The organism is Exiguobacterium acetylicum DSM 20416 (genome assembly GCF_000702605.1).
GTDB lineage: Bacteria > Bacillota > Bacilli > Exiguobacteriales > Exiguobacteriaceae > Exiguobacterium_A > Exiguobacterium_A acetylicum.
Genome location: NZ_JNIR01000003.1, coordinates 84123 through 100418, shown reverse-complemented (window position 1 = coordinate 100418; position 16296 = coordinate 84123). Strand labels below are relative to the sequence as shown.

General features: G+C 37.1%; 16 protein-coding genes, 1 pseudogene and 1 riboswitch. Of the genes and pseudogenes, 10 read left to right on the top strand and 7 right to left on the bottom strand.

Translation table 11 applies throughout. The features are described from left to right. On the top strand, positions 1-257 hold a 257-nt coding region (locus P401_RS18640), incomplete at its 5' end, for a hypothetical protein (RefSeq protein WP_029343486.1). A gap of 134 nt (positions 258-391) precedes the next feature. Here P401_RS18640 and P401_RS0117365 read toward each other — a convergent pair. Together P401_RS0117365 and P401_RS0117360 are read right to left on the bottom strand one after the other, a co-directional pair. Further along, positions 392-811: a hypothetical protein gene (locus tag P401_RS0117365; protein WP_029343485.1), complete on the bottom strand. Its 420-nt coding sequence runs from the start codon at positions 809-811 to the stop codon at positions 392-394. Between the two features lie 87 nt (positions 812-898). Beyond that, positions 899-1135 (bottom strand): hypothetical protein, encoded by a 237-nt coding sequence (locus P401_RS0117360; RefSeq protein ID WP_029343484.1) that lies wholly within the window; start codon positions 1133-1135, stop codon positions 899-901. Positions 1136-1499: 364 nt separating this feature from the next. Here P401_RS0117360 and P401_RS18495 point away from each other — a divergent pair, with 364 nt between their 5' ends. From P401_RS18495 to P401_RS19200, 4 genes are read left to right on the top strand one after another with little or no spacing between them, the layout of a single operon-like run. After that, positions 1500-1709: a hypothetical protein gene (locus P401_RS18495; protein WP_029343483.1), complete on the top strand. Its 210-nt coding sequence runs from the start codon at positions 1500-1502 to the stop codon at positions 1707-1709. 31 nt (positions 1710-1740) lie between these two features. After that, positions 1741-2091 carry a hypothetical protein gene (locus P401_RS0117350; RefSeq protein ID WP_236627155.1) on the top strand — a complete coding sequence of 117 codons (351 nt, stop codon included), beginning with the start codon at positions 1741-1743 and terminating at the stop codon, positions 2089-2091. Next, positions 2042-2221 carry a tyrosine-type recombinase/integrase gene (locus P401_RS19205; protein WP_081834802.1) on the top strand — a complete coding sequence of 60 codons (180 nt, stop codon included), beginning with the start codon at positions 2042-2044 and terminating at the stop codon, positions 2219-2221. Before P401_RS0117350 ends, P401_RS19205 begins: the two co-directional genes overlap by 50 nt. Positions 2222-2228: 7 nt before the next feature. Continuing rightward, on the top strand, positions 2229-2519 hold the full coding sequence (locus P401_RS19200) for a tyrosine-type recombinase/integrase (protein ID WP_081834801.1): 291 nt from the start codon (positions 2229-2231) through the stop codon (positions 2517-2519). 351 nt (positions 2520-2870) lie between these two features. Here P401_RS19200 and tenpIN read toward each other — a convergent pair whose 3' ends face one another. The 3 genes from tenpIN to P401_RS0117335 all read right to left on the bottom strand — a co-directional run bounded on the left by tenpIN (position 2871) and on the right by P401_RS0117335 (position 6926). Then, positions 2871-3389 carry a type III toxin-antitoxin system TenpIN family toxin gene (gene tenpIN, locus P401_RS0117345; protein WP_029343480.1) on the bottom strand — a complete coding sequence of 173 codons (519 nt, stop codon included), beginning with the start codon at positions 3387-3389 and terminating at the stop codon, positions 2871-2873. A 426-nt stretch (positions 3390-3815) separates the two neighbouring features. Further along, positions 3816-5756, bottom strand: a complete 1941-nt coding sequence (locus tag P401_RS0117340) for an ATP-dependent nuclease (RefSeq protein ID WP_029343479.1) — start codon at positions 5754-5756, stop codon at positions 3816-3818. A 360-nt stretch (positions 5757-6116) separates the two neighbouring features. After that, positions 6117-6926, bottom strand: coding sequence for an RES family NAD+ phosphorylase (locus tag P401_RS0117335; RefSeq protein ID WP_029343478.1), 810 nt, complete (start codon positions 6924-6926; stop codon positions 6117-6119). Between the two features lie 407 nt (positions 6927-7333). On the opposite strand from P401_RS0117335, the pseudogene P401_RS17990 reads away from it, so the two are divergent. After that, a pseudogene (locus P401_RS17990) lies at positions 7334-8032 on the top strand (MBL fold metallo-hydrolase); the annotation flags it as partial. Here P401_RS17990 and P401_RS19195 read toward each other — a convergent pair. After that, a complete protein-coding gene (locus P401_RS19195; RefSeq protein WP_236627156.1) occupies positions 7939-8250 on the bottom strand; it encodes a hypothetical protein in 312 nt (103 codons plus the stop codon). The pseudogene P401_RS17990 and the gene P401_RS19195 sit on opposite strands and share 94 nt — an antisense overlap. 183 nt (positions 8251-8433) lie before the next feature. Then, positions 8434-8534: riboswitch (TPP riboswitch) on the bottom strand. Positions 8535-9344: 810 nt separating this feature from the next. On the opposite strand from P401_RS19195, the gene P401_RS0117320 reads away from it, so the two are divergent. Next, positions 9345-10109, top strand: a complete 765-nt coding sequence (locus P401_RS0117320) for a hypothetical protein (protein ID WP_029343477.1) — start codon at positions 9345-9347, stop codon at positions 10107-10109. 753 nt (positions 10110-10862) lie between these two features. Here the strand turns inward: P401_RS0117320 and P401_RS0117315 are convergent. Further along, the gene (locus tag P401_RS0117315) at positions 10863-11711 is read right to left on the bottom strand and encodes a LysR family transcriptional regulator (protein WP_029343476.1); all 849 of its coding nucleotides are present in this window, start codon (positions 11709-11711) and stop codon (positions 10863-10865) included. A 23-nt stretch (positions 11712-11734) separates the two neighbouring features. Between P401_RS0117315 and P401_RS17980 the strand changes: the two genes are divergently transcribed. The 3 genes from P401_RS17980 to P401_RS0117300 all read left to right on the top strand — a co-directional run bounded on the left by P401_RS17980 (position 11735) and on the right by P401_RS0117300 (position 16248). Continuing rightward, positions 11735-12424 carry an SDR family NAD(P)-dependent oxidoreductase gene (locus P401_RS17980; RefSeq protein WP_051656381.1) on the top strand — a complete coding sequence of 230 codons (690 nt, stop codon included), beginning with the start codon at positions 11735-11737 and terminating at the stop codon, positions 12422-12424. Positions 12425-12612: 188 nt separating this feature from the next. Next, positions 12613-14046 carry a hypothetical protein gene (locus P401_RS0117305; protein WP_029343475.1) on the top strand — a complete coding sequence of 478 codons (1434 nt, stop codon included), beginning with the start codon at positions 12613-12615 and terminating at the stop codon, positions 14044-14046. A 1125-nt stretch (positions 14047-15171) separates the two neighbouring features. Beyond that, a complete protein-coding gene (locus tag P401_RS0117300) occupies positions 15172-16248 on the top strand; it encodes a hypothetical protein (RefSeq protein WP_029343474.1) in 1077 nt (358 codons plus the stop codon). Positions 16249-16296: the final 48 nt, after the last annotated feature.

Below are 16296 nucleotides of genomic sequence, written 5' to 3'. Positions count from 1 at the left end.
TCCAATACTATGAGGACGACTCGGAGACGAAGTCGCTCCAGCAAGTCGCGAAGTATTATAAAGAATATATCGAGGCGATGAAGTATGTCTCAGAGAACCTCCATGGCGCGGAGCACATGGACGAGACGAAAGCCGCCTATCTCGAAGTGCGCTGGGATAAGATGTACGAACCAGCGAAAGAGATGGAGTTCGAGGTCGGCAAGATGCAGTACGAGCAAGCCGTCGAGTTTCGTGATGCGATTCAAGATGCTTGGTGATTACAGGAAAGGAGAGGGCGAACCTCTCCTTTTTTTTGTATACTCGGTTTTACGTGGACCGGTACCGGAGAACTGTCGGAACGCTGCACGTTCGAGTTCTTCTTTCAGGGCGACGTCGATCTGTTTTTCTTTGATCAGCGAGTCATATGCGCCATCACCTTCTGATATTGTTCGCGGTACAGATATTTGATTGTCTTCGGTGGGACGACCGTATGGAGCAACTCTTCGTCCCTCAACATCTGGATCGCATCCAGCTGCTCGTTCGTTTGGGTCACCCTGGAACCCGTTGTTGAAGACGAGCACCGCTTCGTATTCTTGTGCGAGCCAGCGGTTATAGTCGAAGTGACACTTCTCCGGGCACAGTCGTCGAGTTCTTTGTGCGTCAAATTGCGTTCCTTCATCAAGCGGTTCAGCAGGAATTGCTGGTGACTCGGTACCGAATAATGGATCTTCCCGTCAGCCGTGATGACGACCTCGAGGTAATTGATGAACGCTTGCCTTATGGGTCGCGACGTCGAACTGGGAACGCAATACTTCTTATTGATTCTTGGCATTCGTCAGTTTTTTCATCTATCTGAAACCTCTTCTCTCTTTCGGCGAATCAGCGCAAGGTGCGCGAGCAAGGCTAGGACTTATGATTCTTAGGCAATCACTTCCTCGTTCTCACCGTTCGGAGCGTCCGCTGCCTTCTTATTCAGGAACGCGACCGCCGGGCTGTCTTCCCCGAACACAGTCGTCGACGAAATTCGCAAGGTGAACTCATAGTCCTCGCCCCCTCTGAATTGTGCCTGGAACACGCGGAGAGACTTAACCATCTTCGTGATGGCATTGATGTTCTTGCTCGTCAATCGGGCGAATCCATACATGAGTAATGTCATAATCCAGTCTTCCGCTGTTTGAAGAATCAAAAATCTATTTAACACTTTAAAGACTTTTATAGAGAATATACAATTATTTGGCTTTTATAACTTGTCCTCATCATCCCATTTTCAAATATAAAAAGATTTATGTTAACTAAAAAATCTACTTGTGATAATTACCTGTTATCACAAGTAGTCATTTGATATACTAAACAAAGAGATATTATGTAATACAATTATTAATCACCCAATTATATTATAAATACCACATACACAAGTTGTAATTTGATGTAATACACAAATAGTGGATTATTTACTTAGCAAATGAACAAAAAAGGATTTAAAAGAGGAAGCGTTGAGAAGATCGATGGGAGGATGGACCATGAACGAAGAGGAATTAAATGAAATTGTAATCAGAGAAGAAGCAGCACTGGCATTTGCCGATAGCCGGGAGAAGCTGCTAGCGGTACTTGAGAATAATCACTTAAACATGGAGGCATTGAGCGATCTCGAGATTTTTGAGCTGTTCTGGGCGACGGAGTTGTTTCCGATTTATAGTCAAAAAAGCACGCATACGAAAACGGGCTTATAAACAAGACCTCGATTACATTTTGCGGTTCTTTGTGACGAAGACACAGGGCGTCAAACAACTGACGATCCTCAACCTCCATGAGTACCTGAAGGACGTCCACGAACAATATGCGCCGCGGACTGTCAAACGCCGTAATGCTATGCTGCGGCGCTTCCTGCGCTTCCTGCACGTCAATGATTATCACGCGCGCGACCTGTCGCTGCAAGTGAAGGATCAGATGAAGCCGGAGCCATTACGGCGTGAAATTGATTTCGACGAGATGGAAGCGATCGCCCTCGCCTTCCGTCACACGGTAAAGCAGAAAAAGCATCGCGAGCTGTTGCAGTTGCGTAATGAGACAATGGGGATATCTCTTACTGACGACAGGAATGCGCGCTTCTGAATTATTATCGCTTCAGTTCAGCCATGTTCATGAAACATCTTCTTTAAGTTATATCGAATTTAAAGGAAAGCGTGAAAAATGGCGACGTATCCCACTCTCCCAAAATCAATCCATCTTATTAATCGTGTGAAAAATTAATGCATATTGAAGGAGTAATGAACTTTCATATTTGTTTCAATGTACGAGCAGAGAATACCCCTATTTCGTATGAAGCATTGAGACTCATCACTCAAGCAGCTTCTACCCACTTAATGTCACAAAACAATTCGCCTCACTGGTTCCGACGCTCTTTCATCACAAAACTGTTAGCAAACGGGATTCCTTTATATGAAGTCATGAATCTTTCTGGTCATGAGTCCATCACGACTACTAATACGTATCTTCAACAATTAAAAAAAGCTAATTTAAATGTGCTACCGTATGATTAAGGAACTTTTTATATAAAACGTCAAATCTTATTAATAAATAGACATTGATTAATATACTAGAAAATATAAGGCTTCCTGCCCATTATATTAAATTTATTGGCATATTAGTTCTTTATATTAAACGACTGTTTCATATACATCTTTTTTTAACTATGAACTCTAAGGAAGCTTAGTCTGATGTTTGATTATTTTACCTGTATTTGTTCTAAGGATGCTCACGTTGATTAAGACCCTTAGCTTCTTAAAATTGACCATAAAAACACTCCATAAAAGTCGGACTGTTATGTCTAACTTCTATGGAGTATTTCAGAACGGCTTAATGTTATAACAATAAGAAATGTAAAGGGATTTTCAGTCTGTACTGTTTACATCCTTGTTTTCTATGCCTAATTCTTTATGATAGTTAATCAATGAAGAATCACGATAATTTCGACTTAATACATTTTGATCATTCTTTTCAACTGCTTTTATGTATTTCTCTATGAATTTGGTGAACTGGTTTTTAATCATTTCCTGAGAATCGTTAATCTTATCAAATTCATCTGCCGGGATCTTAAATGACCTTTCTGTAACGTAATGGCCCTCATTTAATATAACGGCTTTTGTATAATCTAGCCCTTTTCTCTGCGTTCTACCTGATTCAGGATTAGATGTGATTTTCGTCGAGAAACAAAATTTATGTGTCATATTCGAGCGCAGAGGAATGCCAAATCGTTGACCATAAGCTTCGATCAAGATAACTCCGTATCCACGGTCTTTTTTAAAATATTCCGTCGCGTCTTTTCGTTTATCCATGACTCTTTCTAAATGACCATTCTCTTCATAGAACTGATCTGTGAGTTGCCTTAATGGAAAATGTTCAGTATTCAAAGAAGTCCCTCTTCCCTTTTAAGAATCGAAAACCTCCTAACTTAGATAAGTAGGAGGTTTTCGACTGAATATAGTTCTGCTGAGTCTTATTTTTGTGACGTGTGGCTAACTCTACCACACATAATTCTACATTGAGTACACTTTAATATTTAACGTGCAGCTGCACTTACTACACTTATTCTGTTATTAATTTAACATATATTAAAATCTATTTCAAGGACTATAGTTGGGTAGATGTAGAATCACTGAAAATTAAAAACACTGAATAAAAATCATCACTTTCATGCCATGTTAGCAAAAGACGGAGAATGGTTTTTAACTATTCTCCGTCTTTTGCTAAATCAATTAAATTCCTTTTACACTACTTCACATAAAATTATGATTTATAAAACATTTTTCTTTACTCTTCTAATATCTTTTAACTGTTTAAAATAACTTGTTGATTTCTTTGAACATATTTTCAAATCGAGCAAGTGTTTGTTCTGTAAAAAACTTACTATCCACGCCCATTCGAGCCAATTTATTAGCAGGTCTAAAATGATTAAAATGAGATTTTCCAATTTTTTTATTAATTTGCTTTAATATTTGATTTTCATTAGACCCCAATTGTTCAATAGAAATATCTTCATATTCTTCGAATGCATCATTAAATAACTTCAGATATTCCTCTTTCTCAAATAAATCTTCGATATCAGCATACGTACCTTCAATATCAGCAAATTCATCAAAAAATCTGATGTTTTTTTCTTTCACGATTTTTTGAGAAATCATATTCTCTACTTTTCGTTTTCCTTTTTGATCGGTAAACGAATCTAAAAGACATACAATATTTAATTTGCTTCCTCTTAAGAGAGAAATGAAAGTTGATACTTTATCCAATCCTCCTACCGGGACTATTGTTGCAACATCAGTAAGGGATGTTCGCCCTATAGATTCTAAAAGACTTGACATGACTGTTATATAAATAAGATCTGCTGGTCCTTCAACTAAAAGATTATTTTTAGATATATACAGATTTTGAGCAATATCATACCCTAACGCTGCTTGTAATGGAAACAATGTTTCTGAATCTTTTTCTTGAATAGCACTAGAAATTAAACTGCCTTTTTTAGCGTCCAATGAATCATAAACTGTTCGAACTTCATGTAGTTTTGTAGAATCGATCATGAACGGAGAATGTGTTGTATAGATGACTTGATAATTTTCAGATAGTTCATTATCTATAAATGTTAATAAATCCTTTTGTGCAGAAGCATGAAGATTAAGTCCAGGCTCATCGAGAAGTAAGATGAAGCTATCGTTTTTTTCACTCTCAATTCTGCTAAACCATACTAAGAAAGAAAAGAACCAAATGAAACCTTTACTTCTGTTTTTAAGAGGCAAAGAAACTCGATGCTTAGTATTTCTAATCCTGATGTTTAATATTTTGTCTTGTCTAATGATTGTTCTATTACTAGGATCAAAAGTAGTAATTGGTTCTATTTCAAATTTAATTTCAAGATTCTGATTTGTAGTCCAATACTCTAAAAACTTGTCAGTAATCTCATTGGATGTTGCCTCTAATTCAGAAATAAATGCTTCAAAGCTATCCGCATCATTTAATTCATCAATTTCTATATTAGCTAAATCAAACAAAGCTTTTGCTGTATTGAACTCTTCTTTTGTAAAAGTAGCATCAATTTGCTGGGCCTTCATTTTAGAAATGCTAATTCGTGAAGGAATAGAGTAGTACTCATCGAAGTACCAAAACTTAGGTATCCATCCTCTTAAATATTGAGATACAATATATCCATTTAGAGGTTCGTTCCATTCCATTGATTTTTCTATGATTTCGTTAAGTTCTTCTAGAATTTCTTGGCAGTCTTCATTACCTTCACATAACGCAACAGCTTCTTTTATTTTATTCGTTTTTTCTAACTCCTTCAAAGACACTTCATAAATAGAATAATTCTTTAAAATATTTCTCAAAAATTTTTTCTCGTCAGATTTTACATAACCAAATGATTTTAATTTACTACCGTACTTAACAGACACTGTTATCTCTTTTGAGAGAAAAACTCCTTTACCTAAATCTTTTTCAATTTCCTCTAACTGATATGGAAGAAGTTCAAATGTACATTCCACTACCTCTACCTGGTCTTTTTTCTTCTGATAGCTTTTTAATTCATTCTTAGGAAAATCAAAAGTTTCATTGAATTCCTTTTCGGTATCTTCTTCGAAGTAGTTAAATTTAGCAAGTGCTTCTAGGAAAGAAGTTTTACCTGATTCATTTTTACCAACTAAACGAGTAGTCTTATCTTCTATATCAACATTCTGTTCTTGCAAAAAACTTTTATACTTGTTTATTTTAACTTTTTTTAGTTTCATATGACCGCCTCCTTTAAACACTTCTTTTTATTGTACCATTTTTTTAAATAATGTTATAAATTGTAATTAATACTTTTCCAGAAAAATTAAATAGATAAAAAAATCATAAAACGAAATTATTTAGTTTTAAGATACTTTTTAAGCGTTCGTAAAAGTACACTTTTGCAAACAGAAAGGGAGAGTAGATGCTAGTCAAAATGCAACTTCTCTCCCCTTCTATTTATGCAACTACCAATAATGCCTTATATGTTAACTAATATAGATTTAATGCCTTAGCAGAAAATATTTAAGATCATTGAAAATATGAAGAAGAGTGGCGTCTTTTATATGTCAGCTTCTTTCCAATTAAATTATTCATATTTAACGAACAATTTTCTCCATTGAAGATTCTACTAATTTAACGTTTTTCGGATTGAATATTACTACATTCGTTCCTTCTCTATGTACAGTACTTCTATATTTTATTCCTGCATACCCTTTGCTCATAAAGTATTTAGCTAAAAGTTGAAAAGGGGCGTACTCCCTTGCTCTTACATCATGTTCTGTACTATGAACAGGCTTAAATATCTGGTCATTATTAAATAAGTTAAAGTAAAATAATGCAGTAATTCGACTTCTTTCCTCAGTTGATTTTTTCTTTAAAATTCTAGCAAAATCATATATATCCATCGGCAGACTTGAATCTCCTACCAGATTGAAAATATTGTTGTCACTATTGGATTCAAATCGCGCACTTGTATAAAAGTCACCTTTTTCAACTCTCAGTTCTGCTTCTATCGTTCTTAAAATAAACTTTTTTTCCGCTTCCTCAGATCTTCCCTTCCTAACAGGAATTACCCCTAAATATATAAATGCTTTACCTGGAGGGTTCATTCTATTATGATTTGTCACATAATCAAGATGAGGAATCATTCTTTGATAGAAATCTAATTCAATCTTCTCATTTACCCCAACGCCCCTATAAATCTTTCCTAAATCCTTAATTGAAATTTCGAATTGTGATGCCATAGAATTAACTACATCATCAAAAACTTTGAAAAAAGTATATTTTTCAATTATTTCTTCTAATGAAAGCCCTTCTGTTTCTCCACTGTACAAAGCTTCCTTCAATGTATTCCAATGTTCCACCATTATTTCAGATAAACCATTCACTACCTGCTTCATTTCCATAACTGCACCTCAATTTCCATTTTCCATTGATAAGAGAAAGCGTATAACCAAAAAACGTTTCCTGATTATAAGCTACATTCCCTTTTGAAGTTTTCATAGTAACACTATTCTTTCTGATATTATGTGCAAAAAAAGTACATACTTGTTTGATTTCTTATACTGACCATATACTAAATTTCATAGCGAATAAACAGGATCAAGCTTTTTTCTATTCAAAAATAAAAGGGGGATCAAACGACTCATAGGATAGATACTACCTACTCAATAAAAAATCAGCTATTCACAAAGGAGTGCTTTATCAATGACGAAATTAAAAAAAGCTGCAATTCTAACCACACTCACATTGAGCGGTGTATTAGCCGCTTGCGGATCTTCACAATAATCCATTACAACCGAAAAAACAGGACGTGGTGGTCCAACAAATTCGAAATGCGATCGTGACAGTTGGATACAAAGGACGAAAATTCTTAGTAGATCCCATGTTTTCTAAAAAGGACGAATTTGATTCGTTCGATCCCGCTACAAGGGATGATCGAAATCCAGTAGTCGACCTTCCATTCTCTGTGGATAAGATTATGGATGACGTAGACGCTGTCATCATTACCCACACACATGAAGATTACTTTGATCAAGCAGCAAAAAGAACAAATTCCAAAAGACATCAAAATGTTAATGCAAGATAAAAAAGATGCAGATATGGCACGAAAAACAGCCTTTACAAATATCGAAGTCATGAAAGAAGGCCAAGCGACGATCTTTAAAGGCGTCAAACTGACGGAAGTAGATGGTCGTTATGGCTACGGAAAGATGGCAAAGAAAATGGGAAATGTCATGGGCGTTATCTTTCAGCATCCCAAAGAAAAAACTTTATATGTAGCAGGTGATACCGTTTGGTATTCGGAAGTGAAAAAATATCGATACGTGTAAACCAGAGATTTTTATTTTGAACGGAGGACAGAATCAATTCCTAGAAGGTGTACAAAGCCGCTCTAAAAGCCAAAATCCTAGTAAGTCATATGGAAGCCGTAAACCACTGGGGACTCTCGAGAAAAGAATTAAAGACATTCATTAAAGGTAAATACATCACATCCAATGTCCTTGTTCCGATTCTGATGATGCCACCACTGTTTCGTTCCATGAATTGTGGCAAGACACTTTGGATGATGTGAAAAGCCGCTTTTAATGTTTCATTCAGTTTCTTTTGATAATCTTTCCATTGCAAGTCGATAAACGATTTTTGAGCAACCGGATCAAATTTGAAGTCTACTAACTCAATATTCACGACAACATCGATTTGACCATAGTGTGCTGTTGCGGATTGCATCATGCTCTCGACATCTTCCTGCTTCGTACATTTGCATATAAGGTAATAGCATTTTCTGTACGAAATTCACTCATAAGCTTTTCTACCGCATTCTTGCTTTTATAGTAACTATCACCACTTTAAATCTATTGCACACGTCTAAATAATCACATAGCAAAGAACGACATCATCGTCTCCGCTTGTTCATCAGAGTTTACACTTCCCTACGCTAGTACTACCTAGTTCAGGTTCAAAGGGTTTGAGTAGCTACTCATCTCAGTTAAATAACACCCCTAGTGATTCTATTTAAGTTACCTTCACTTTAGTGCTCTAGTGAACACCTGTCACTGATGATGAAATTGATTCGATAATAGTTTTCTAAAAATATGCAGCATAAAAATAGATTCATTACTTTTCCAGATTGCTTTGTTACGGTCATATCTTGTACTAGACAATCCTAATTATCATTTTTTTCTTTGATGATGTCTTAATATACGAGCGATTTGATTTTGCAGATCGATTACGTGACCTAGAAGTTCGAATCATTGATGTTTGCAATATAAGTAAAACTTATCTTGTGTAATCATTGTATGGGACCAATTAAGCCGTAAGTATATCGTCTTCCCTCTTCTTATTGATGACTTGATTTGTTTCTTCGGAAAGTCATACGTGCTCTATTTGATGCTTTTATTATTTTTTGAATAAAAACGTACCAAATCAATCGACGATTCATTTTCTTTACCATACTAGCATTGAAGTTCTTCTCAACTGCGTAAGAGTAAGTGCTTTGATACGTTAAAAGCCTGTCTCATTATCAAGGTAATGAATCATTTTTTTCTCTACCGCGTCATCCCCAATTTTCTGATAAACATTCCTTTATGTCTCGACTACGACATATAGGCTTTTCTGATTATTTTTAAGTCGCGTTGATTGGTGTAAGTCTATTCTTTTAAAAGCTATCAACTATGTTTGATCAGTAATGGCTTAAATTTTTATTTAAATTAGTACTCGAGCGTTACAAGTGATTTTTTAGAGAAGAACTATAAATTTCTAATCTATTTTTTCTTGTAAATATGTACAATACAAATACAAATATTTTTAAAGGAGCTGAACTTATGAACATCCGAAAAGTATTATTTCTCGTCATGATTGCTATTGTCTATCTTTTACTCTTCACTATCACCTTTTGGAGTCTCATTGGCTTATTGATCTCAGCAATTGGTCTATACTTTTACTTTAAACCAAGGCTTCGAAATCCAGTGAAGTACGCAACCTTTGTCGTTTGGCTAGGCGTATTCATTGCTTTTGCAATTTCTATCTATATGGTAGACAGAATAAATGAGTCTCAAAAAATAGAAGCCGGGTCTTCTACTGAGGAAATAAAGATGTTGGATTCTTTAAAGGTAGAGTCAAAGGAGTTACAAACGTCTTTAAAGGACACGCAACTTAAACTAAAAGAGCAACAACAAGAAACGAAAAAATTGAAAGAGGAGTTAGCACGAGAAAAAGAATTACGTTTGCAAACAGTTGAAAGCTACAAGGAAGAAGCAGATAAACGTGCTGCTTTAGAGAGTGAACTTAAAAAAGAAGAGACGAAACGCATTGCTGCAGAAGAGAACATTGATGAACTCAGAGCCTCTTTAGCAAGTAGCGAAATGATAGATGAAGATGAGAGTATCTCTGATGAGGAATACGTAGATGAAGCAGATACAGAAGTAGCAACTGATCTTGAATACGATCCTTCTGGAGCAGATCGCGACTGTGGTGATTTTTCCAGCGCCCAAGCCGCTCAAGATTTTTATCTAGCTGCCGGTGGTCCGGCAGTTGATCCTCATGATTTAGACCGCGATAACGATGGAAATGCATGTGATTGGAACTGACGTCAGTAACAAACTCTCCTTCGTATTTGAACTACACAAATGCCTTTTTTATTCTAATTTAACTTTATTTTATGTACACAATTTAAAATTGATATACGATGAATAAAACCACAGAAGATATCAATCATACGTTCTCTATTGAAGAGGTTTCAGATCAAATCTCTACCGCTTTATCTCTATCAATTTGTTGTCTTATTCATTCCAAAAAGTGTGCGCTGGCGCACACTTTTTTATTACATAATTTATGGTAATCCTGAAAGACTCATGAATTATGTCTCAAGTAGCCAATCGGATGACCCTTTCATTCACCTTCCATCAATCCACTTCGTTCTTCAAACGATCAAATCATCTCATTAAAAAATGTGTATTAGAGTTAATATTATCTTGTTTCACGTGAAACCTCTTTATCCATTCAAGGTTTTTAATTCATATGTACCGTCCTTGAACTTTTCTCATCATATTTTATGAACATCGTGATGATGATCTTTAACCTCTTCACTCCAGTCAATTAAAGAATAAATGATATATTAATGACTATTCGTTTCTTTTCGAAGGTTAAATTAAACATCAGCTATTCCTCGTGGTAAATCAATTTTTTATGTTTACTATGGTACGTGAAATAACAAAAAGTATGCGCCGGCGCATACTTTTTGTTATTTCACTTTCACTTTTGAGGAAGACTTACCTTTCTTATGCTTAGTTTTGAATTTCAATTTTAAATTGTTCTCTATGTTACATGATCATACCTTAGTCTCATACGTTCAGAGATAATGATTTTATAAAGCGAATGAACTTCTGCAGACTTTTGCTACGTTTCCTTTTCAGGATAACTATGAATTCTATTCGAACAGGCATAGGTAAATCAGATTGGATGATTCCCTGCATCGTTTTTCGATTATCTAAAATCCGCTTCGGTACGACACTCATGCCCATTCCTGACTCTACAGCACTTAAAATGGACTCGAGTATATCGAACTCCATTATTTTAGGATCCGTATATCCCTTGTCCTTGGCGACTTCGAATGTTTTGTTCCGGTACGTACACGTAGTGTCACTATTGACGATGAGCGTCGGGCATCCATCTTCTATAAACTTGAAGTCCTGATTTGAAAAGATTACTATATCTTCAGTTAAACTATGTACGGACTCAAAGCGTTCTTCGTCGAATAATCCGTTGACAAACACGCCGTCAATTTCACCATAGAAGAGCATTTCCTGCAATCGTTGCTTGTCTTGTGTCTTCATCGACATATCAATGTCATTGTTTTCTTTCATGAAGAGCAAAAAGAGTTTTGGAAGCATCGCTGCTGATACAGTCTGTGTTGCACCTATCGCCAAGTATTCTTTCCATTTATTTTTATTGATTGCCGATTTTGCATCCTGCATCCTCTTCAGAATGTCCTCAGCATATTTGCACAGCGTAGTCCCTTCTTCCGTCAATTTCACTCCACGATTATTCCAAATCAATAAACGAGCACCTAGCTCGTCTTCAAGAATCTTCATCCGCTGACTGACGTTCGATTGAACATAATCCAACTTCTCAGCTGCTCTCGAAATCGAATGTAGATCTACTACATGCTTGAAAATCAATATATCAATCACATCGAATGAGAGGAAGATTGTAAATGAATTTGAAGGATAAAGTAGCCATAGTGACAGGAGCTGGATCCGGTATAGGTCGTGCGACAGCGATCTGTTTAGCCGCAGAAGGAGTAAAGGTTATCGCTAATTACAGCCAGTCTGAAGAAGGAGCGCTAGAGGTCGTAGAAAAAATTAGGAACGATGGTGGTGTAGCAATTCCATTTCGAGCAGATGTCTCAATAGAACACGAGGTTCAGGATATGGTCACCCATACCTTCATGGTGTTTGAAAAAATTGATTTTCTGGTGAACAACGCAAGCATCACGTATCAGATTCCTATGAATGAACTGGACGAAGTGACGGGAGAGATATGGGATTCTCTCTTTGCTGTTAACGTAAAGGGCATCTTCCACTGTGTGAAGGCAGTCGTACTACATATGAAAAAACAATCCGCAGGTGCTATCATTAACCTTGAGAGCGTAGCGGGAGGGAACGGTATCGGTTCTTCCATTCCTTATGCAGCCACTAAGTCGGCCATTCATACGATGACACGCTCACTTGCTATCTCACTCGCACCTGACATTCGCGTTAATTGTATCTCTCCGGGATCGCTCGCCATGCGTTGGTGGGCTGGGAATGAGGAACGGATGCATGGTTTAGCGGGTCAACTTCCATTGAAAAGAATTTCTACACTGGAGGATATCACAGATACTTTCTTATTTCAGTTAATATAATCGTTCATAACGAGAAAAGTCTTCGTGATTGATAACAGCCAAATACTCTAAAGTTTAACTATTGCAAGATAAATCTAGATCAATATCTTTTTTCAAAAAGTGTGCGCCGGCGCACACTTTTTATCTAATTTCCCCACTCCTCTTCAGACATGCTATGCTAGCTATATCGAATTAAGGGGGCGTGCATTATGGACTCTACCTCATCCGTCCAACATAGACAACTTGTTGTCTCTCAAGCAGCAAAGACACTGCTCGAGAACGATGTTACCGAACAACTAATCTCCATCGATATCATTGATGTCGAAGCCTATGTCAATCAACTTTATGAAGAATTTTATGAATTTCAAAATGAAGAAGATGTTTATACCAAGCTTCGTTATTATTCCTTTAAGAAATTAAAACGGCGCTGGGTACGAGCAGCCGTTAAAAACTATGTTGAGAATAAAGGTCCGATGAAAGAACTACGAGGACTTCATAAAATGTACCTTGAGTATTGGGATATTGCGGGAAAAGAAGGTTTCCAGCGAAAGTTCTCCGCTAATAGCGTTGAAAAATTGATGCAGGAACACATACAAGAACTTGAAGAATGGGCTGAAAATAATAACTTACTGATTCATACGTATCCGCATTGGGGACAAAAAACGAAGAATCAGCAAATGACAACAATGCGGACCGATATTTTAATGGTTATTGGCGAGGTTGCGAAGGAATTGAAACGTGCGCAACCAAAAGCACACGTTGCCACTTCTACCTCGATTACGGTACCGTTCTTTGGAATCGCTGATCGCATGAAAAATACGACGGAAAAGTTCAATCAAGGAGAAAGTATGTTGACGGACTTATCTCTTGATCTCCACGACTTCTCCGCTGTCGTTCCTAAATACAAACAAGGTATCCCGGCGAATTTATCGGTTCTCGTCAGTAACGAGTTTCTTGCAGAACTCGACGGAAAAGTCCCGGATCTTGATGCTCGTGATTTTGAGGCTTTTAACGAAATTCTGTCATATCGCGATGTAACATTTCAAACGAGTCGAAAGATCGTCTTCCCAATCTCAAAACTTGTCAAAAAGATTTATGGAAACGATAGCGGGAAAAGCTACACCCTCACAACTCAACGTCTTGTAAAACTCGGTTATTATCGCGTAGCTGTTAGAAATGAGGAAGGGGACCTCTCGATCTTCGGTCTCTTCTCCTCTGTTAAAATTAGTAATGCTTCTTCTGTTAAGCGGGACACGCAAATCACTGTCACTGTCTCAGAGGAAGTCTATGATGATTTATTAAAACAACAGATCATCAGTATCTATGGAGAACAGATTGAGCGGTTAAAAGGAACGTTCGCGTATCATTTATCCTTTGTACTTCAAAAGGAACGACTTAACTCTTATCAGTTAAACGAAGCAATGCCCGCGAAACGGCATTGGCGTCAGTTTACACACTCAATTCGATTTAATAAGAGTCGAAAAGCAGAAAACTTGAAAGAGCTTGAAACTAACTTGGATCGTATCAAAGAACTTGATTTTATCATTCAAGATTGGCATCGGTCCGGTGACTACTATTTCTTATTCTTCCATCCCTTGGAACGCTGGGAACATGATGATCGCCGCAATGCCCTTCTCCTATAAGGAATATCAAGCAGATCAATAGAAAGTAGTCTTCTTCCATTCTTCATAGATTCAAATAAAAGAGCGTATGAGATCATGAATCTCGTACGCTCTTTTGAATACTAGTTATGATTTTCCTTGAAACTATATGATAGTAAATAAGCGTTTTTCTTCATATGCCTAACCTACATTGTCTTTGTCCTACTAAATCGAGATTAGCTATCGTGTCATGTTTCCATTGAAAAATAAGGTCGCTTTATGATCGTTTTAACAGCAATACAATAATCAAAAATAATCAGCATCAAGCACTCAGCCATGCTCATGTACACTTCGCTAATCACAATCATATATTTATATAAACTATCATATCAAAAGATTTGTAGTGTAGTACCAACATGGATGTTTGTATTTGAAGTAACAAACACAAAATAGGAACATATGTTCTTTTTAATTTTTCTATTTTTCTTCTTGTTGTAAGAACTCACGTATACTTGGTTGTCTCGTTCTCCAGAATATCTATTAATCATACATGTCGAATCGTGTCGGAAAACGACCATTTTTTAAATTCAGACGATATTTAACGTACTGAAACAGCATTTTTTCTTATATTTTTAGCATTTTTGTCGGATTTGACCGTACCGAAACAACACTTCATCGATTTAGGTCGTCGATCACCGTACCAAAACAACAGTTTTGTGGTTTTGGTCGTTGTCTCCCGTACCAGAATGACTATTTTGCACTTTACAAAACTTTTTAAAAATTATTTTAAAGCGACTATCTTATCCATTTGGTCGTCATATACCGTACTCAAACGACACTTTTGGACATTTTAGTCGCTTTATACCGTACTGAAATGACATTTTTAATCATTTGGTCGTTAAATACCGTACCAGAATGACATATTGCATCGCTATATGTATGAATTTACTCGAGATAAACCTCTAGAAAGCGCATCATATAAGGATTTCAGAGATTCTGGTCGTTTTTGACCGTACTGAAATGACATCTTTTTTGTACTTTAAAACGGCTTCATATCAACGTTTGTAGACCATTGGTCGTTTTTGACCGTACCGAAAACGCGTTTTGACAGTTCCTTTTCTGAACAGGATACTAGTAATAACAGTTCAGAGTAGGGGAGGTGTAGGTATGTCATTTCAACATGAAAATCGTCACGTATTGGTCGCCAATAAATTACTGATCGCAATGAGCGGCTTAACACGTTGGACAAAACGTCAAGACAGTTTCTTATATGAACAGCATCACTATAACATTCCAGGACCTTTCTTGGCATTGAAATGGACAAAATCTCGTATTCGTCATTTGTTGACGCTTTTATCGCATTGCGATGATCAAGGTGTTCTCTCATTGATGGAAAGTGAAGCATTGGCTCACTATGCGCGTACTTCCGTTCGATCGTTACACAATAACCTACGCCTTTTTGAATCAGTTGGACTTATTCGCTACTCGATTCATTTCTCTGGAGTCGTCACCATTGAACTCGTAGATTATCTTGAAAACTACCGTGATCTTTTTGAAGAAGGTGGTACGTATACATCGAAGACCGGTTATACGTCTCTTTGGTGTGAAATGGTGCGCCAACTGATGGATATTGAGCATGTGAATATCCTTCGCGTCGCGTTACGTGCTCTTGTACAAGTAGAGCGGGACGTGAATGTCCAGTCTCAGGAGAAGGCAACTTTAACCTATGATGAAGTACGCGGATTCCTACCGCGTTACTGTGGACATCGCTTGGCTGTAAAAGGGATGCTCGATCAACTATCGCAGTTCTTTAATGTGCATTTGGTTGAGAACACGAAAGATTTCTTATCTGCTGTTAAAGAGAATGTCTCGCTTAAAAAGCGCATACATACCGTAACACGTCCTTTAATGTTTCACGTGAAACTCGAAGACCAGATCAACAGTAAGCGTATCCGGGAAGCGGAACGGGCGCGTACGTTGATCAGTTGGTTCGATCTTCGAGAAGTCGCTCGTGACTACGTAGATTTTGATGCACTGGAAGTTCCGCAAACATCGCTGCAGTCGTTGAGTGATACGTACGGATTTGCTGCCTGTGATGAAGTCATTCGTTCGATTCGAAACGATTTTTACCAATACGGGGACCGTCTCGAAGATGCAGAACTCTATCGCCTCTTCTTTGAATCACCAATCCTCTATCTAAACGAACGACTCCGAGTCGTATCGGAAAAATTGGCCATTGCATGATGGTCTATTTGTCATGCTTTTTTTTGAAAATAATCGTGAAAAGACAAC